This window comes from Corallococcus exercitus, from assembly GCF_003611585.1.
In the GTDB taxonomy this organism is placed as follows: Bacteria; Myxococcota; Myxococcia; order Myxococcales; family Myxococcaceae; genus Corallococcus; species Corallococcus exercitus.
Map to the genome: position 1 here is coordinate 13144 of NZ_RAVW01000056.1, position 18678 is coordinate 31821.

Here is an 18678-nt window from a genome sequence, read left to right on the forward strand (position 1 = left end):
GGCCACCCCTTGATGGGCCCCTGTGTTTTCCCCCTTGAACCTCACGCGACGTGAGGTTGTACCCATCGCATCCAGTCACCCGAAGGGCGGTGACTGGAAAGGGGTGAGGCATGCAGCACACGGAGCTGAAGGTAGGGGAGCTGGCCCGGCGCACGGGGCTGTCCATCCGCGCGCTGCACCACTACGACGAGATTGGCTTGCTCAAGCCCTCGGCGCACACGGCGTCGGGGCACCGGCTCTACACGGCGGCGGACATCGCCCGCCTGAGTCACATCCTGTCGCTCAAGCAGCTCGGGTTCTCGCTGGAGGAGATTTCCGAGACGCTGGGCCGGGCGGACTTCTCCGCCCTGCGCGTGGTGGAGCTGCGGCTCCAGCGGGCCCGGGAGCAGCTGGCGGAACAGCGTCAGCTCTGCGACCGCCTGGATTCCCTCGCACGACAGCTGCGCGCGGCGGAGCCCGTCTCCGCTGACGACTTCCTACAGACCATCGAGGCCATGACCATGTTCGAGAAGTACTACACCCCGGAGCAGTTGAAGGAGCTGGAGGCCCGTCGCCAGGCGATGGGCGACGAAAACATCAAGCAGGTGGAGGCCGAGTGGCCCCGCCTCATCGCCAGCATGCGCGAGCAGATGGAGCAGGGCGCCGACCCCGCGTCCGAGCCGGTGCGCGCCCTGGCCACGCGCTGGCGTGAGCTGGTCCGCGCCTTCACGGGCGGCAATCCCGGCATCGAGAAGTCACTCCAGACGCTGCACCAGCAGGAGCCGCAGGTGGCCCAGCGTCAGGGCCGCGACCCGAAGCTCATGGAGTACGTGGGCCGGGCCATGGCGTGTCTGGATGCGCCGAAGTAGAGCCAGACATGGCGGCGGCCGCCAGCGAAGGGCTGGCGGCCGTACCGTCATTCACAGACATCCCACCGGAAGGCTACTGGCCACCGACGGTGCCGCCGGACGAACCGCTGGTGCCGGTGCCGCCCACGCCGCCCATGGTGCCGCCGGAGCCGCTGGTGCCGCTGCCGCCGACGCCACCCGTGCCGTTCGTGCCGCTGGTGCCGCCCGTACCGGTGCCGCCCGGGTTGATGACGGTCGAGCCGTTGCTCTCGGTGCCGGGCGCGGTGGAGCCGGTGGTGCCGCTGTTGGAGCCGCCGATGGTGCCGGTGCTCCCGGAGCCGCCGATGGTGCCGTTGCTGCCGGAGCCGTTGATGGTGCTGCCGGTATTGGTGCCGGAGCCGCCGTAGGTGCCGGTGCTCGTGGAGGGCGAGGTGTTACCGGTGCCGTAGTCGCCGGTGCTCGTACCCGTGGAGGGCGACGTACTCCCGGTGCCGAAGGTGTCCGAGCTGGAGCCGGTGTTCGTGGGCGAGCCCGTGCCGATGCCGCTGGTCCCGGTACCGCCGGTGCCGGAAGTGCTGCCGCCCGTGGTGCCGGTGCCGGTCGTGCCCGGAGTCGTGGTCGTGCTGGAGCCAGAGCCGCCCGTGCCCGTGCCCGTGCCTGTGGCGGTGTTGCCCGTCTGCACGCCCGTGGAGTTGGTGGAGCCGGGCGTGAACGTGCCGGTGGAGCCAGCGGTGCCCGTCTGCCCGTTGTTGATCATCTCCGGAGATCCGCCCGTGGAGCCGGGCGTCGTCCCGGGGCTCGACCCGTCGCCTACCTGCTGAGCAAACGCGCTGGTGGAGAGCAGGAAGCTGAAGGCCAGTGCCGCGGTGCCGATGGAGCGTCGCATGTGAGGAACCCTTTCCCGTCGTTGGTGGCGTAAAGGTGTGTGCTTCAGCCGACAGGGCAACCCGCTGAAAGAAGCCGGCACATGGCAGGCCGGCAGCTCGCAGGTCGTTCATGGGACAAAGCGCGCGGGGCAGGGCTTGTACGCACGTGCACCCCATCCAGCGGGCCGACCGCGGTGGAGCGCCAGGCCCGGAAGTCCAGCGGGAGCCCCAGGTGGAACGCCACGGGATGTCCAGGAAGCGGGCTTCCGTATCGCGGTGGGCAGTCTTCGCTCCCGTTCTGTGCTGTCCTCCGGTCTGAGAGGAGCGTGCGTGAGCGGACGGGAGGTGCAGCTGGCGGCGGGCCGCAAGAGCGCGCGACAGACGCGAATCGCGAGCGTACGCGCCTGGACCCTCACGCTCGTCATCGCCGCGAGCCTGGGCATGCTCCTCTACGTCGCCACCACCAGCCTGCCGTACCTCATCGCCTCACCCGCTGGAGACGCGCACCTGGGCGCTCTCAATGACTGTCTGGCGCGCCAGCTCTCGGGGGCCACCCGGTTGGGCTGGGCCGTGGCGCCGGATGCGTCGCGCGCGGCGGTGTTCGGACCCCGCGTCGTCGCGGTCTGTGGCGAGGACGGCTCGCACGCACGGCTGGAGGTCCCCGGCGCCACCGCGCTCACCTTCGACAACGAGCGCCACCTGTGGGTCGCCACCGGAGGCCGCCTGCTGCGCGAACGGGACGGCGCGCTCCAGCCGGTGGGTGACATCGCTCCACCGGAATGGCTGATCGGCCACGCGGGCGGGGTCCTCGCGCTGGATGCCACCGGGCAGCTCGTCTCCATTGCACCGGACGGCAAGGTGCTGGGTCAGGCGCAGGTGCCGGGCCCCGGAGGGCGACTGTCCGTCGGCCCAGGGGGCGTGCTGGCGGCGGTGGAGTGGGGCGGTGGCGTCATCATCTACGACGCCCGCACCCTGGAGCTCGTGCGCGCGGAAGCCCCCTGCGCCGTGGAGTTCCTGTGGTGGCTGGACGCAGCGGATCAGGTCCTGCTGGCCTGTGGCGCGCCTGCTTCCCCGGACGCACCGGGGCCGGCCTCGCTCCGCTTCAACGTTCGCACCGGCGCCCATGAGGCCGTGCCCGCTGGCACGCGCGCGCCTGCTCGGAGGCTCTCGGGCCGGGCGTTGTATGTGCAGGGTTGCGATGGCTTCCCGTGCACGGCCTCGCCCCCCTGAAACTGTTATGGGGAGGTTCCGCTCCGGGAACCACCGTTCTGATCCGGGGCTTCCGGGGATGGTAGGTCTCACGTGCGGGCACTGCGTTCAGTGCGCGACACAAAAGGCCTTTCCACCCCGGCTTTACATTCGACAAACCCGCGAACTCATTGGACGTTCCTGGGATCGCGGGCCGGTTTCGCAGTACCAGCCGCAACGCTTTCGCCGATCAGGGGTTTCACACGTGGACGACACCAAGGTTTCCAGCTCCTCCGCTCCCCGCAAGCGCCCCAATGGGCGCAAGACGGCCGGGACCGCAGCAAGTCAGGACGCTGGCCTTCCAGGAGGCCGCTCCCAGGCCAACGTGGCGGCCAACCGGCTGAGCAATGTGGAGGCGTCGCGTGCCGAGCCCGCGCCCACCCGCCGCGCTCCCGCTCGCGGTCGCAACGGCAACGGCCGTCAGGCGACGGATGACGGTCTGCGCCCCGGCGGTCCGCCTCCGCTCCAGCAGCTGCTGGCGGCGCTCCGGGCCGTGCAGGGCGGCGACTTCTCCGTGCGGCTGCCCTCGGGCGCGCAGGACATGGTGATGGATGAGATCGCCCGCGCGTTCAACGCGGTGGTGACGCTCAACTCCACGCTCACCCATGAAATCGTCCGCGTGGAGCGCGTCGTCGGCCGCGAGGGCCGCATGGGCGAGCGCGTGACGCTCGGTGACGTGCGTGGCGACTGGGCCACCAGCGTCCAGTCCATCAACGCCCTCATCGGCGACCTGGTGCAGCCCACCACGGAAGTCGCCCGCGTGCTGGTGGCGGTGGCCGAAGGCGACCTCACCCAGAAGATGGCGCTGGAGATCGACGGCCAGCCCGTGAAGGGCGAGTTCCTCCGCATTGGTACCACCGTGAACGCGATGGTGGATCAGCTCAACAGCTTCGCCGCCGAAGTGACGCGCGTCGCGAAGGAAGTCGGTACGGAAGGCAAGCTGGGCGGTCAGGCCGACGTGAAGGGCGTGTCCGGCGTGTGGAAGGACCTCACGGACAACGTGAACGTCCTCGCCGGCAACCTCACCGCGCAGGTGCGAAACATCGCGGAGGTCACCACGGCGGTGGCCCGCGGCGACCTGTCCCGCAAGATCACGGTGGACGTGAAGGGCGAGGTCCTTGAGCTCAAGAGCACCATCAACACGATGGTGGACCAGCTCAACAGCTTCGCCTCCGAAGTGACGCGCGTCGCGCGCGAAGTGGGTACGGAAGGAAAGCTGGGCGGTCAGGCCGCGGTGTCCGGCGTGTCCGGCACGTGGAAGGACCTCACGGACAACGTGAACTTCATGGCGTCCAACCTCACGACGCAGGTGCGCGGCATCGTGAAGGTGGTGACGGCAGTCGCCAACGGCGACCTCACCCAGAAGCTGATGGTGCCGTCGCAGGGTGAGATCGCCGCGCTGGGCGCCACGCTGAACAACATGACGGACACGCTCAACGTGTTCGCGCAGCAGGTGACCAGCGTCGCGCGCACGGTGGGCGTCGAGGGCAAGCTGGGCGCCCAGGCCCAGGTGCCCGGCGCCGCGGGGACGTGGAAGGACCTCACGGACAACGTGAACCTGATGGCGTCCAACCTCACCAGCCAGGTGCGCAACATCGCGGAGGTCTCCACCGCCGTCGCCAATGGCGACCTGTCGCGGAAGATCACCGTGGACGTGAAGGGCGAGGTGCTGGAGCTCAAGAGCACCATCAACACGATGGTGGACCAGCTCCGCGCGTTCGCCGCCGAAGTGACCCGCGTCGCGAAGGAAGTGGGTACGGACGGCAAGCTGGGTGGTCAGGCCGCGGTGCCCGGTGTGGGCGGCACGTGGAAGGACCTCACGGACAACGTGAACAGCATGGCCTCCAACCTCACCACCCAGGTGCGCAACATCGCCCTGGTGACGACGGCGGTGGCCACCGGTGACCTGTCCAAGAAGATCACCGTCGATGCTCGCGGCGAAATCCTGGAGCTGAAGAACACCATCAACACGATGGTGGATCAGCTGAACAGCTTCGCCTCCGAAGTGACCCGCGTCGCCCGCGAGGTGGGCACGCACGGCAAGCTGGGCGGTCAGGCGGAAGTGAAGGGCGTGTCCGGTACGTGGAAGGACCTCACGGACAACGTGAACTTCATGGCGTCCAACCTCACCACGCAGGTGCGAGGCATCGCCAAGGTCGTGACCGCGGTCGCGAACGGCGACCTCACCCAGCGCCTGAAGATGGAGGCCAAGGGCGAGGTGGCGGAGCTCGCGGACACCATCAACGCGATGACCCAGACGCTCTCCATCTTCGCGCAGCAGGTGACGGACGTCGCGCGCACGGTGGGCGTGGAAGGCAAGCTGGGCGCCCAGGCCGTGGTGCCGGGCGTCGCGGGCACCTGGAAGGACCTCACGAACAACGTGAACCTCCTGGCGAACAACCTCACGGATCAAGTCCGTAACATCGCCGAGGTGACGACGGCGGTCGCGAAGGGCGACCTGTCGCGCAAGATCACGGTCGACGCGAAGGGTGAAGTCCTCGAGCTGAAGAGCACCATCAACACGATGGTGGACCAGCTCCGCGCGTTCGCCGCGGAAGTGACGCGCGTCGCGAAGGAAGTGGGCACGGACGGCAAGCTGGGTGGTCAGGCCGACGTGAAGGGCGTGTCCGGCGTGTGGAAGGACCTCACGGACAACGTGAACAGCATGGCCTTCAACCTCACCACCCAGGTGCGCGGCATCGTCAAGGTGGTGACGGCGGTGGCCGACGGCGACCTGTCCCAGAAGCTGGTGATGGAGGCCAAGGGTGAAATCGCGGCGCTCGCGGACACCATCAACGCCATGACGCAGACGCTGTCCGTCTTCGCGCAGCAGGTGACGGACGTCGCGCGCACGGTGGGCGTGGAGGGCAAGCTGGGCGCCCAGGCCGAGGTGCCGGGCGTCGCCGGTACGTGGAAGGACCTCACGAACAACGTGAACCTGCTGGCCAACAACCTCACGGCCCAGGTGCGAAACATCGCGGAGGTCACGACGGCGGTCGCGAATGGCGACCTCTCCAAGAAGATCACCGTCGACGCGAAGGGCGAAGTCCTCGAGCTGAAGAGCACCATCAATACGATGGTGGACCAGCTCCGCGCGTTCGCCGCCGAAGTGACGCGCGTCGCGAAGGAAGTCGGTACGGAAGGCAAGCTGGGCGGTCAGGCGGACGTGAAGGGCGTGTCCGGCGTGTGGAAGGACCTCACGGACAACGTGAACGTCCTCGCCGGCAACCTGACGGACCAGGTGCGCAACATCGCCAAGGTGACGACGGCGGTGGCGAACGGCGACCTGTCCCAGAAGATCACCGTGAGCGTGAAGGGCGAGGTGCTGGAGCTGAAGAACACCATCAACACGATGGTGGACCAGCTGCGCGCCTTCGCTTCGGAGGTCACGCGCGTCGGCAAGGAAGTGGGTACGGAGGGCAAGCTGGGCGGCCAGGCCGCGGTGCCCGGGGTCGCCGGCGTGTGGAAGGACCTCACGGACAACGTGAACGTCCTCGCCGCGAACCTCACGGACCAGGTGCGCAACATCGCCAAGGTGACCACGGCGGTGGCCTACGGCGACCTGTCGCAGAAGATCTCCGTCGAGGCGAAGGGCGAAATCCTGGAGCTCAAGAGCACCATCAACACGATGGTGGACCAGCTCCGCGCCTTCGCTTCCGAAGTGACCCGCGTCGCGAAGGAAGTGGGTACGGACGGCAAGCTGGGTGGTCAGGCCGCGGTGCCCGGCGTCGCCGGCACGTGGAAGGACCTCACGGACAACGTGAACAGCATGGCGTCCAACCTCACCAGCCAGGTGCGAAACATCGCGCTGGTGACGACGGCCGTCGCGAACGGTGACCTGTCCAAGAAGATCACCGTCGACGCGAAGGGTGAAATCCTGGAGCTGAAGAACACCATCAACACGATGGTGGACCAGCTGAACAGCTTCGCCTCCGAAGTGACCCGCGTGGCCCGTGAAGTGGGCGCGGAAGGAAAGCTGGGCGGTCAGGCGGAAGTGAAGGGCGTGTCCGGTACGTGGAAGGACCTCACGGACAACGTGAACTTCATGGCCCGCAACCTCACGACGCAGGTGCGCGGCATCGTGAAGGTGGTGACCGCGGTCGCCAACGGCGACCTCAAGCAGAAGCTGGTGGTGGACGCGAAGGGCGAAGTGGCCGCCCTGGCGGAGACCATCAACAACATGACCGACACGCTGGGCATCTTCGCGGAGCAGGTCTCCACGGTGGCCCGCGAGGTGGGCGTGGAAGGGAAGCTGGGCGGCCAGGCCCGCGTGCCCGGTGTGGCCGGCACGTGGAAGGACCTCACGGACAACGTGAACTTCATGGCCTCCAACCTCACCACCCAGGTGCGCGGCATCGTGCGCGTGGTGACGGCGGTGGCCAACGGCGACCTGACCCAGAAGCTCATCGTGGACGCGAAGGGTGAGGTCGCGGCGCTCGCGGACACCATCAACAACATGACCGACACGCTGGGCACCTTCGCGGAGCAGGTCTCCACGGTGGCCCGCGAGGTGGGTATCGAAGGAAAGCTGGGCGGCCAGGCCCGCGTGCCCGGTGCTCGCGGCACGTGGCGGCAGCTGACGGACAACGTGAACCAGCTGGCCGGTACGCTCACCAGCCAGCTGCGCGCCATCTCCGACGTGGCCACCGCCGTGACCAAGGGCGACCTGACCCGCAGCATCACGGTCGTCGCCGAAGGCGAGGTCGCGGCGCTGAAGGACAACATCAACCAGATGATCGTCAACCTGCGTGAGACCACGCAGAAGAACCAGGAGCAGGACTGGCTCAAGACGAACCTGGCGAAGTTCAGCGGCATGATGCAGGGCCAGAAGTCCCTGGATGCCGTCAGCCGCCTCATCATGAGCGAGCTGACCCCGCTGGTGTCCGCGCACCACGGCGCCTTCTTCCTCTCCGACTCCGAGGGCGGCATGCCGTCCCTCAAGCTCACCAGCACCTACGCGTACCGGGAGCGCAAGCACCTGACGAACCGCTTCCGCCTGGGCGAGGGGCTCGTCGGGCAGTGCGCGCTGGAGAAGAAGACCATCCTCCTGACGCGCGTGCCGTCGGACTACATCACCATCTCCTCCGGCCTGGGTGAGGCCGCGCCGCTCAACATCATCGTCCTGCCCGTCCTCTTCGAGGGCGAGGTGAAGGCGGTCATCGAGCTGGCCTCGTTCCACCCGTTCAGCGCCATCCACCAGATCTTCCTGGACCAGCTGACGGAGAGCATCGGCGTGGTGCTCAACATGATCATGGCGAACATGCGCACGGAGACGCTGCTCTCCGAGTCGCAGCGCCTGACCCAGGAGCTCCAGAGCCAGTCGCGCGAACTCACCCAGCAGCAGGACGAGCTCAAGCGCACCAACATCGAGCTGGAGGACAAGGCGAAGGAGCTGGCGGACCAGAACACCCGCGTGGAGGAGAAGAACCGCGAGGTGGAGCTGGCGCGCGTCAGCCTGGAGGAGAAGGCGGAGCAGCTCACCATCATCTCCAAGTACAAGAGCGAGTTCCTGGCCAACATGAGCCACGAGCTGCGCACGCCGCTCAACTCGCTGCTCATCCTGGCCAAGCTCCTGTCCGACAACAAGGACGGGAACCTGTCCAACAAGCAGGTCGAGTACGCCAACACCATCTACGCGTCCGGCGGGGACCTGCTCAGCCTCATCAACGAGATCCTCGACCTGTCCAAGGTGGAGGCGGGCAAGATGCAGGTGGAGCCCCGGGACATCGTCCTCACGGAGCTCAACCAGTTCATCGAGCGCAGCTTCCGCCCGGTGGCGGACCAGAAGGGCCTCACCTTCCAGGTGGAGGTGCTCGCGGGCACGCCGCGCCACGTGCGCACGGACCCGCAGCGGCTGCAGCAGGTGCTCAAGAACCTGCTCTCCAACGCCTTCAAGTTCACCGACGACGGCGGCGTGAAGCTCACCGTGCGCCTGGCGGACAAGGGCATGCGCTTCGACCACGAGGCGCTGCGCCGCTCGCGCCACGTGCTGGCCTTCGCCGTGAAGGACACCGGCATCGGCATCGCCAAGGACAAGCAGCGCATCATCTTCGAGGCGTTCCAACAGGCGGACGGCTCCACCGCGCGCAAGTACGGCGGCACCGGCCTGGGCCTGTCCATCAGCCGCGAGATCGCCAAGCTGCTGGGCGGCGAAATCCGCCTGGAGAGCGAGCCGGGCAAGGGCAGCACCTTCACCCTCTACCTGCCCCCGGAGTACCAGGGCGCGGACGAAGAGGTCGTGCAGAGCGGTGAGGCCGTCCGCGCGCTGGGAGCCCTGCCGGAATCGCACCTGCCCCCGGCCTCGTCCGGCACCGCCACGCCGCCGCCCCTCGCGTCGGCGCCCCTGGTGTCCGAGCCGCAGGCCCACGTGCTGGACGCCGCGCTGCCCCCGCCGGTGGAGGGGTCGCACACGCCCGTCATGGTGGAGGACGACCGCGAGCTCATCCGCGAGGGTGACCGCACCCTGCTCATCATCGAGGACGACCTGAAGTTCGCCCGCATCATGGTGCAGATGGCGCGCGAGAAGGGCTTCAAGGCCCTGGTCGCCACGCGCGGCGACAGCGGCCTGTCCATGGCGCACGAGTACCAGCCGGACGCCATCACCCTGGACATCCAGCTGCCCGTGGTGGACGGCTGGAGCGTGCTGGACCGCCTCAAGCGCAACCCGCGCACGCGCCACATCCCCGTCCACATCATCAGCGTGATGGACAAGCACCTGGGCAACACCCAGGGCGCCTTCGGCTACCTCACCAAGCCCGTGAGCAAGGAGGGCCTGGAGCGCGTCTTCGGCCAGCTGTCGCGCTTCCTCGAGCGCCGCGAGCGCCGCCTGCTCGTCATTGAAGACGACGACGTGCAGCGCAGCAGCCTCACCCAGCTGCTCAGCGACGGCGGCGACGTCGCCGTCACCGCGGTGGCGTCCGGCCAGGAGGCCCTCCAGAAGCTGGAGGAGAACGAGTACGACTGCCTCGTCATCGACCTCCTGTTGCCCGACATGGACGGCATCAAGCTGGTGGAGGAGGTCAAGACGCAGCAGCGCTTCCGCGACCTGCCCATCGTCGTCTACACCGGCCGTGAATTGACGCCCAAGGACGAGGCCCGGCTGCGGCGCTACACCGGCAGCGTCATCCTGAAGAGCGGCGCGAAGAGCCCGGACCAGCTGCTCAGCGACACGGCGCTCTTCCTGCACCGCCTGGATGAGAACCTTCCGCCCCGCGCGCGTGCGGCCCTGGCGCAGCGCAACGACCAGGACGCTCCGCTGGCCGGCAAGAAGGTGCTCCTGGTGGATGACGACATGCGCAACATCTTCGCGCTCACCAGCGTGCTGGAAAATCACAGCATGCAGGTCGTCTTCGCGGAGAACGGGCGGGCGGCCATCGAGATGCTGGGCCAGCACCCCGACGTGGACGTCGTGTTGATGGACGTGATGATGCCGGAGATGGATGGCTACGAGACCATGCGTGCCATCCGCAAGGACGCCAAGTACGCCAGCCTGCCCATCATCGCCGTCACCGCGAAGGCGCTGAAGGACGACCGCGAGAAGTGCATGGCGGCCGGCGCGAGTGACTACCTGCCCAAGCCCGTGGACACCGACAAGCTGCTGGAACTGGTCCGGCTGTGGGTGAGTGCTTGATACTCAACGAGGACGATCCATCCTCCCGCCCCCTTTGCACTTCCGTCCTGAAGGGGGCGGCCCTAGCCTTGTCCGCCGTGTCTCGGGTCACCTGACCCACGCGCTCCCCCATCGCGCACATGAACTCCACTGAGCACACTCCGGAACGTCCCCAGGAAGCCGCCGCCTCACCGCGTGCGGCCATCCTGATGGTGGACGACCATCCGGCCAACCTGTTGGCGCTGGAAGCCATCCTCGAGCCGTTGGGCCAGGACCTGGTGAAGGCGACCAGCGGCGAGGAGGCGCTCAAGCAGCTCTTGCAGCGCGACTTCGCGGTCATCCTGATGGACGTGCAGATGCCGGGCCTGGATGGGTTCCAGACGGCGGCGCTCATCAAGCAGCGCGAGCGCACGCGCACCATCCCCATCATCTTCCTCACCGCGCTCAGCCGTGACGCGGCGCATGTCTTCAAGGGCTATGCGCACGGCGCGGTGGACTACCTGCTCAAGCCCTTCGACCCGGAAATCCTCCGCTCGAAGGTCAGCGTCTTCGTGGACCTGTTCCTCAAGGAGCAGCAGCTCCAGCGTCAGGCGAACCTGCTGCGCCAGCGAGACCGCGAGGCCCTGGAGCGCCAGAGCGCCCTGCGCTACCGCCGGCTCACGGAGGCCCTGCCGGAGCCCATGTGGGCGGCCCGCCCGGATGGATCGCTGACGTACGCCAACCGGGCCTGGCGTGACTACACCGGCCACCAGGAAGGGTATGAGCTGTCGCTCTCCTCCTTCCTCCAGGACGTGCACCCGGCGGACCGCGAGCGGATGCGCACGGTGTGGACCGACGCGCTGGTGCAGATACACAACAGCACGGAGGAGTTCCGGCTGCGGCGCAGGGACGGCGTCTACCGCTGGCACCTGGCGCGCGCGGTGCCGGAGCACGACGAGCACGGGCAGCTGGTGGGCTGGCTGGCCATCGCCACGGACATCGACGACAAGCGGCGCGCCGAGGAGGCGCTGGCGCGCTTCAAGACGACGCTGGACGCCACGCTGGACTGCGTCCTGATGTTCACCCCGGACACGCTCACGCTCGCGTACGCGAACGCGGGCGCGGCCAAGCAGCTGTCCTCCACGGTGGAGGAGCTGGTGGGCCTGTCGGTGCTGGAGGTGGAGAGCGCCTTCGACGAGACGGGCTTCCGCAAGCTGCTGGCGCCGCTGATGTCCGGCACGCTGCCGTCGCAGACGTACTCCACCAACCACCGCCGCCGCGACGGCACGGAGGTGCCGGTGGAGGTGGTGCTCCAGTACGTGGCGGAAGGGGAGGGCTCCGGCCGCTTCATCTCCGTGGCGCGCGACATCACCGAGCGCCAGCGCGCGGAGACGGCGCTGCGGCTGGCGAGCGAGGCGAAGGACGCGTTCCTCGCCGCCGCGAGCCACGAGCTGCGCACGCCGCTGGCCGCGGCGAAGGGCCACGCGCACCTGGCGCTGCTCAAGCTGGGCGGGCAGACGGAGGCCGGCCCCGGCAAGTCGCTGCAGATCATCAACCGGCAGATCGACCGCATGGCGAAGCTGGTGGAGGACCTGCTGGACATCAGCCGCCTGCAGGCGGGCCGCCTCTCCCTGGAGCTGGAGCCCTTTGACTTGTCGCAGCTGGTGCTGGAGACGCGGGACCGCATGGCGGTGCTGTCGCAGACGCACGAGCTGAAGGTGGAGGTCCCCGAGCACCTGGAGGGCACGTGGGACCGGGGGCGGTTGGACCAGGTGCTGACGAACCTCTTGTCCAACGCCATCCGCTACTCGCCGGAGGGTGGCCAGGTGCTGGTGCGCCTGGTGGCCGAGGGCGACAGCGGCGTGCACCTGTCCGTGAAGGACCAGGGCGTGGGCATCCCCACGGAGAAGCAGCGCATCATCTTCGAGCGCTTCGGTCGCGCGCACGGCAGCAAGTACGGCGGGCTGGGGCTGGGGCTCACCATCAGCCAGGGCATCGTGGAGCAGCACGGCGGCCGTATCTGGGCGGAGTCCACCGGCACCGTGGGCCAGGGCTCCACCTTCAACGTCTGGCTGCCGCGGCGCACCGAGACCCAGGCGGCGGCGCCGACGGAAATCTCGCGCACCCCGAGCTGACCTCCTCCGCGTTGGTGGGGGACGCGGCCCGCGTCCCCCTGGGACGCGATTCGTGGGGCCGGTGTCTCTGGAGGGGGCCTTGGTACGGTCCGTGCTCAGGGACGGGGCATGTCCTCGTCCTCGCGGCCCAACATCCTCATCCTCACGGTTGATCAGCTGCAGTTCCCCCGTTTCGCCTATGGGCCGGAGGGGGGCTTCCTGCCCGGCATCAAGGACATCCTGGGCTTCGTGGACGAGGGCGGGGAGGACAACCCGTTCCGGAAGTTCTTCCCCGGCTTCGCGGCGCTGCGGAAGAACGCGGCGGTGTTCCGCAACCACACCATCGCGGCGTCGGCGTGCACTCCCAGTCGCGCGGTCATCTACACGGGGCAGTACGGCACGCGCACGGGTGTCACGCAGACGGACGGCCTGTTCAAGAGCGGCGATGCGGCGGCCTTCCCGTGGCTGTCGGCGCAAGGGATTCCGACGCTGGGGCACTGGTTCCAGAAGGCGGGCTACCACACGCACTACTTCGGCAAGTGGCACGTGAGCAATCCGCCGGACCACTCGTTGAAGCAGTATGGCTTTGACGACTGGGAGCTGTCGTATCCGGAGCCGCACGGGGCCTCCATCAACAACCTGGGCGCGTTCCGCGACGAGGGTTTCGCGGACCTGGCGTGCGGCTTCCTGCGGCGGATGGCGCTGGGTGAGCCGTACAACCGGGCACTGGCGGAGCAGTCGTACGCGGCGCCCCGGGCCGCGGCGCCGGACGGTGGGGCCCCGCCGTGGCTGGCGGTGGCGTCGTTCACCAATCCGCACGACATCGCGACGTATCCCATCCTGCCCCGGCAGTTGGATCCGAACGGGCCCAAGGTGGGGCCACTGGCGGTTCCGGCGGAGGGGGCGCGGTCGGTGACGCCCACGGCGGGGACGTTCACGGTGCCGCTGAACCCGCTGGGGTTCCCGCAGGACAACGCGAGCGTGCCGACGAACCTGCGCGACACGCTGGCGAACAAGCCGGACTGCCAGCGGGACTACGCGTACAAGATGGGGCTCGCGCTGTCGTCGAAGACGGGGCTGACGCTGCACCAGGCGAACGAGAACATCGACCCGGTGACGGTGACGTTGAACGCGGGCATCCCGTTCCAGCTGACGCACGACCCGGAGAAGGCGGCGGAGCGCTTCCAGCAGTACTACGCGTGGCTCATCCACCTGGTGGACGGGCACATCGCACGGGTGCTGCGGACGCTGGACGAGACGGGGCTGCGGGACAACACGGTGGTGGTGTTCCTCTCCGACCACGGCGAGTACGGCGCGGCGCACGGCTACCTGATGGAGAAGTGGCACACGGCCTACCAGGAGGCGCTGCACGTGCCGCTGGTGGTGCAGTTCCCGCAGGCGCAGGCGACGCGGCACATCGACGCGCTGACGAGCCACGTGGACATCGTGCCCACGGTGCTGGGGCTGGCGGGAATCTCCAGGGAGGAGCAGGCGGCGATCCGCACGGACCTGCGGCTCCACCGTCCGGTGCCCCCCTTCGTGGGCGCGGACCTGAGCCCGCTGGCGAGGGGCGAGGCGACCACGGTGCTGGAGCCCAACGGCACGCCGCGCGAGGGCGTGCTCTTCGTGACGGACGACGAAATCACGGAGCCCCTGCCGCGCACGGGAGACCCGCACCAGCTGCACGACGACGCGCTGTTCACCGTCTACACGCGAGCGGTGGAGCGGCTGCGGGAGCAGGGCAAGGTGCCCGGGTTGAGGCCCGGAGCGGTGTGCCAGCCCAACCACGTCCGCTGCGTGCGCACGCCCCGCTGGAAGCTGGCGAGGACGTTCGACCCCTCCGGGGAGCACGCGGACCAGTGGGAGCTGTACGACCTGGAGACGGACCCGCTGGAGCTGGAGAACCTGCTCGTCTTCGACCAGCCGTTCCCGACGCTGATTCCGTCACTGCCGCGAGGGCTGTCGCGCGTGGAGGTGGAGGAGGCGGCGCGAGCGACGCATGCGCTGCTGGAGCGGTACGAGGTGGAGAAGTTGTCGCCGTGGCCGCAGGGCTAGAGGAACCGGCGGATCCACCGGTTCGTGTCCTGCTGGAAGGGGAGGAGTTCCTCCCCTTCGTATTGGAAGAGGAAGGGCTCCATCAGGCGGGCCAGCGCGCGGTACTGGGGCGGGATGGGCTTCGTCTGTGTATCGATGGGGTCTGGCCCGTCGTCCAGGGTGACGAGCACGCGATCGCCGTCCATGGGGAGCACGGAGACCTCCGGGAAGGGAAGCGCGTTCCGGAGCGCGTCGAGGCCGCCCAGTTGTCCCAGCAGGGGCTGGCCCAGGAACGTGAGCCAGGCAGGGCTGAGGGCGCGGGTTCCCAAGCTGGAACTGAAGCCGGTACCCCGGTGGAGATCCAGGCCTGGATATCGAGCGAGGAGTGCTTCGACGATGGGCCACCTTGCCGCGCTCGACATGCCGTGGGACGAGATGATGGCGAAGCTGGCGTATCCGAAGTTGAAGGGCAGCTCGCGAGCGAGCTCCAGTGCCAGTGTGCGCAGGTAGGCTGCGCCTTTCCCCTGGAGGTAGTCGGTGGGAAAAGTGAATGACACCGCGCTGACGGGAGCCTTGCCAAACGGCGTATTGAGTGGCTGGCCTTGGTACTCGAAAATATATCCGCTGGAGATCTCGCCTCCGCCCGGGCTCTCCGACAGGTCCGCGTTGCCGCTGTAGCCCCAGGGGCGCTCCAGCATTTGCTGGCGGGCGACCTTCCAGCCCTTCTCATCGAGTTCCAGGATGTCGCCGTCATCCGTGCCGTACCAGCCCAGCGAGCCAGGAGGAATGGCACGAATATAGGTTTGGAGGGCACGCCAGACGGCGGCCGCGATGTCCTTGTGGTCGCGGCGGATGAAGAAGCTGAGGCCGATGCCATCACGGGCGACGGGGAGATCACCAATCGACCAGAGCCGGATGACGGGAGCATCCCACCAGTTCATTTCGGATTCTCCGTGATGCCGATACGAGGAGAGATGAGCAAGGCCTCTCCTCCCAATGCTTCTTGGTAGACGTGTTGCTGGCTTGAACCCACGTAGATGCTGTTGCCCCCATAGACCGTCCAACGCGGAGTATTTTCGACGGGACAAGGGAACTTGAAGTCCAGGATGATCGAGCCCTTCAGTAGATTGCGGTCCGCGTGGAGGACGACGTCGGGCTTGAGGGTGCCCCGGAGCTCTTCGGTGCATCCTTCGGCGATGAGCCGTGCCTCCTCCTTCTTGCTAACCGCCTCCACCATCCGAGCGTGCGGGTAGTAGCGGTAGCGCTGCTCGATGCTGAAGGGCGCGGGCCACAGCTCCTTCAGCACTTGGTCCACGCACTGGAGGGCGAGCACATGCTTCTGCTTGCCCAGCCGCATGGCCCGGGTCACGGGCTTGCCGCAGGCGTCTTTTTCCACCACTTCGCCGCATTCTTGTCGGGTGGGCGGACGGTCGAGGAAGAAACGCGCATTCCCCAGGCGCTCAGCCTGCCGCGCGCATTGCACGAGGCGGTCCGCGAGCTCATCCGCGTCGTGGTCCTGCTGCATCAGCGCGAGCACGGCCGGAGGAATGGCCCGGACCAAGGGAGACAGCATGGCCCGGGCCGCCACACGCGCGGACGCTTGCTCCGCCACGTAGGCCGCGTGCCGTGCCTTGCCCGCGGTCTCTGAATCGACGAATCCCAGCTCCCCGTGTCGCGAATGCCGTGCCCCTCCGGCACACGCCGTCAGCAGGGCACAGGCTGCCCAGAGACTCTTCAAGGGACGCACCCGCCGGATTTTATCCGGCGCGAGCGACGCATGCGCTGCTGGAGCGGTATGAGGCGGAGAAGCTGTCGCCGTGGCCGCAGGGCTAGAGGAACCGGCGGATCCACCGGTTCGTGTCGCTCTTGTAGAGGGGGAGTTCGTCCCCTTCGTACTGGAAGAGGAAGGGCTCCATCAGCCGGGCCAGCGCGCGGTACTGGGGCGGGATGGCCTTCGTCTGTGTATCGATGGGGTCTGGCCAGTCGTCGAGCGTGACGACCAAGCGGTCGCCCTCCATGGGGAGCAGGGAGACCTCCGGGAAGGGGAGCGCGCTCCGGAGCGCGTCGATGCCGCCCATCTGTCCGAGCAGGGGCTGGCCCAGGAAGGTGAGCCAGTACGGCCCCAGGGCTCGGGTTCCGAGGATGGAACTGAACCTCAAGGCATGAGGCGCATCCAGGCCGGGGTAGCGAGCGAGGAGCGCTTCAGTGATGTCCCAGTCGCCTGCAGCCCAGGAGCCCTGGGTCGAAACAAGGGCGAAGCTGGCGTAGCCGAAGTTGAAGGGCAGCTCACGGGCCAGTTCAAGCACCAGGCAACGAAGGCGGGCCACACCATGCTCCACGAGGTACTCCGTGGGGAACGTAAACGCCAACGTGGTGACTGGAGCATCATGGAAGAGGCTGTTGAGCAGCCGCCCGTAATATTCGACGTGGTAGCCGCCGGTTTCGCTCGGGCTTTCTCTCAGTTCAACAGTCCTTCCGCCGCCTTCAAGGCAGTCAATCACTTCCTTGTGGTTGTGCTCCCATCCTGCGTTGTCGAGCGGCACCATGTCGCCGTCATCAGATGTGTACCAATTCAGTGAGCCGGAGGGGATGGCGTGGTGGTAGGCCTGCACTGCGCGCCAGATCGCTGGAGCAATCTCTGTATGGTCACGATGGATGAAGAAGGACACGACAATGCCATCGCGTCCCGCGAGCCAGCCGCCTCGGTCGCGAAGTCGAATGAGGGGAAAAGCTTGTTTCATGGCTCCGATGCCCTCACGCCTCTCTGTGGCGAGACGAGAAGTGCCCGTCCTCCCAAAGCTTGCTCATAAATGTCTTGTTGGGTCTGGTTGGGGTATGGGCTGTTCCTCCCATAGCGGGTCCACTGTGGCAGGTTGGTGCCTGGACAGGGGAACTTGAAGTCCAGGAGGAGCGCGGCCTTCAGCAGGTTGCGGTCCGCGTGAAGCACGATGTCCGGCTTGATGGTTCCTCGAAGTTCATCGGTGCAGCCCTCGGCGATGAGCCGCGCTTCCTCCTGCCGGCTGACTGTCTCCACCATTCGGGCGTTCGGGTAGTAGCGGTAGCGCTGCTCGATGCTGAAGGGCGCGGGCCATAGCTCCTTCAGCACCTGTTCGGCACACGCGAGGGCGAGCACATGCTTCTGCTTGCCCAGCTGCATGGCCCGGGTCACGGGCTTGCCGCAGCGGTCCTTTTCCACCACCTCGGCGCACTCCTGCCGCGTCGGAGGCCGGTCCTGGAAATAGCGCGCGTTCCCCCACTGCTCGGCCTGCACGGCACACGCGGCGAGCTGCTTCTCGAGCTCATCCGCGTCGTGGTCCTGCTGCATCAGCGCAAGCACGGCCGCTGGAATGGCCCGGAGCAGAGGAGACGCGGCGGCCCGCGTGGCGGACGCGGAGGCCTGTTCCGCCACGTAGGCCGCGTGCCGTGCCTTGCCCGCGGTCTCCGTATCAACGAACCCCAGCTCCCCGTGCTTCGAATGCCGTGCCCCTCCGGCACACGCCGTCAGCAGGGCACAGGCCACCAGAGCCGCGAACCGGCTCACCGCTTGCCGCGGGCCAGCAGCATCACCGCGACCAGGATGGCGCTCATCGCTCCCAGGGTCAGCGGACCCAGCGTCTCTCCCGCGAACACCACGCCCAGCAGCACCGCCACCGCCGGGTTCACGTATGCATAGCTCGTCGCGAGCGCCGGCCTCGCGTGCCGGAGCAGATAGCCATACGCGCTGAACCCCACCAGCGAACCGAACACCACCAGGTACACGAACGCCGCCACCGCGCGCGGAGGCACCACGTCCGCCATCCGCTCCCCCAACACGAAGCTCACCGCCAGCATCATCACGCCCGCGCTCAACATCTGCGTCGCCGGCGTCATCAGCCCCGCGGGCATCGGCAAGCGCCGGCTCCACACCGAACCGAAGGCCCACGTCGCTGGCGCCACCAGCAGCGCCAGCGACGCCATGCCCCCGCCGCCCATGTCCCCACCCAGGTTCAGCAGCGCCACCC

At 67.9% G+C, this 18678-nt stretch carries 11 protein-coding genes; 5 read left to right on the top strand and 6 right to left on the bottom strand.

Annotation, left to right across the window (positions count from 1 at the left end; genetic code table 11):
* Nucleotides 1–110 precede the first annotated feature (110 nt).
* The gene (locus D7W79_RS10030) at nucleotides 111–848 is read left to right on the top strand and encodes a MerR family transcriptional regulator (protein ID WP_120525131.1); all 738 of its coding nucleotides are present in this window, start codon (nucleotides 111–113) and stop codon (nucleotides 846–848) included.
* Between the two features lie 73 nt (nucleotides 849–921).
* Here the strand turns inward: D7W79_RS10030 and D7W79_RS10035 are convergent, their stop codons facing one another.
* On the bottom strand, nucleotides 922–1713 hold the full coding sequence (locus D7W79_RS10035) for a hypothetical protein (protein WP_120525132.1): 792 nt from the start codon (nucleotides 1711–1713) through the stop codon (nucleotides 922–924).
* Between the two features lie 310 nt (nucleotides 1714–2023).
* Between D7W79_RS10035 and D7W79_RS10040 the strand changes: the two genes are divergently transcribed.
* The 4 genes from D7W79_RS10040 (at nucleotide 2024) to D7W79_RS10055 (ending at nucleotide 14698) form a co-directional block, all read left to right on the top strand.
* On the top strand, nucleotides 2024–2923 hold the full coding sequence (locus tag D7W79_RS10040; protein WP_120525133.1) for a hypothetical protein: 900 nt from the start codon (nucleotides 2024–2026) through the stop codon (nucleotides 2921–2923).
* Nucleotides 2924–3146: 223 nt separating this feature from the next.
* Nucleotides 3147–10571, top strand: coding sequence for a HAMP domain-containing protein (locus D7W79_RS10045; protein ID WP_120525134.1), 7425 nt, complete (start codon nucleotides 3147–3149; stop codon nucleotides 10569–10571).
* Nucleotides 10572–10690: 119 nt separating this feature from the next.
* Nucleotides 10691–12664, top strand: coding sequence for a hybrid sensor histidine kinase/response regulator (locus tag D7W79_RS10050; protein WP_120525135.1), 1974 nt, complete (start codon nucleotides 10691–10693; stop codon nucleotides 12662–12664).
* Between the two features lie 108 nt (nucleotides 12665–12772).
* Entirely contained in the window at nucleotides 12773–14698 is a 1926-nt protein-coding gene (locus D7W79_RS10055) for a sulfatase-like hydrolase/transferase (protein ID WP_120525136.1), read from the top strand.
* On the opposite strand, the gene D7W79_RS10060 is transcribed toward D7W79_RS10055, so the two are convergent.
* The 5 genes from D7W79_RS10060 to D7W79_RS10080 all read right to left on the bottom strand — a co-directional run.
* A complete protein-coding gene (locus D7W79_RS10060; protein ID WP_120525137.1) occupies nucleotides 14695–15618 on the bottom strand; it encodes a type VI immunity family protein in 924 nt (307 codons plus the stop codon). The two genes, D7W79_RS10055 and D7W79_RS10060, sit on opposite strands and share 4 nt — an antisense overlap.
* Nucleotides 15615–16214 (bottom strand): hypothetical protein, encoded by a 600-nt coding sequence (locus D7W79_RS10065; RefSeq protein ID WP_244221690.1) that lies wholly within the window; start codon nucleotides 16212–16214, stop codon nucleotides 15615–15617. Before D7W79_RS10065 ends, D7W79_RS10060 begins: the two co-directional genes overlap by 4 nt.
* A gap of 292 nt (nucleotides 16215–16506) precedes the next feature.
* Nucleotides 16507–17418, bottom strand: a complete 912-nt coding sequence (locus tag D7W79_RS10070; RefSeq protein WP_120525138.1) for a DUF3396 domain-containing protein — start codon at nucleotides 17416–17418, stop codon at nucleotides 16507–16509.
* On the bottom strand, nucleotides 17415–18218 hold the full coding sequence (locus D7W79_RS10075; protein ID WP_244221691.1) for a hypothetical protein: 804 nt from the start codon (nucleotides 18216–18218) through the stop codon (nucleotides 17415–17417). Before D7W79_RS10075 ends, D7W79_RS10070 begins: the two co-directional genes overlap by 4 nt.
* Nucleotides 18215–18678: EamA family transporter (locus D7W79_RS10080; RefSeq protein WP_147441872.1), on the bottom strand; the 464-nt coding region annotated here is incomplete at its 5' end. The genes D7W79_RS10075 and D7W79_RS10080, both read right to left, overlap by 4 nt.

Coding starts and splice junctions, on each gene's coding strand:
- D7W79_RS10030 (WP_120525131.1), top strand. CDS start 111: ATGCAGCACACGGAGCTGAAGGTAGGGGAGCTGGCCCGGCGCACGGGG.
- D7W79_RS10035 (WP_120525132.1), bottom strand. CDS start 1,713: ATGCGACGCTCCATCGGCACCGCGGCACTGGCCTTCAGCTTCCTGCTC.
- D7W79_RS10050 (WP_120525135.1), top strand. CDS start 10,691: ATGAACTCCACTGAGCACACTCCGGAACGTCCCCAGGAAGCCGCCGCC.
- D7W79_RS10055 (WP_120525136.1), top strand. CDS start 12,773: ATGTCCTCGTCCTCGCGGCCCAACATCCTCATCCTCACGGTTGATCAG.
- D7W79_RS10060 (WP_120525137.1), bottom strand. CDS start 15,618: ATGAACTGGTGGGATGCTCCCGTCATCCGGCTCTGGTCGATTGGTGAT.
- D7W79_RS10070 (WP_120525138.1), bottom strand. CDS start 17,418: ATGAAACAAGCTTTTCCCCTCATTCGACTTCGCGACCGAGGCGGCTGG.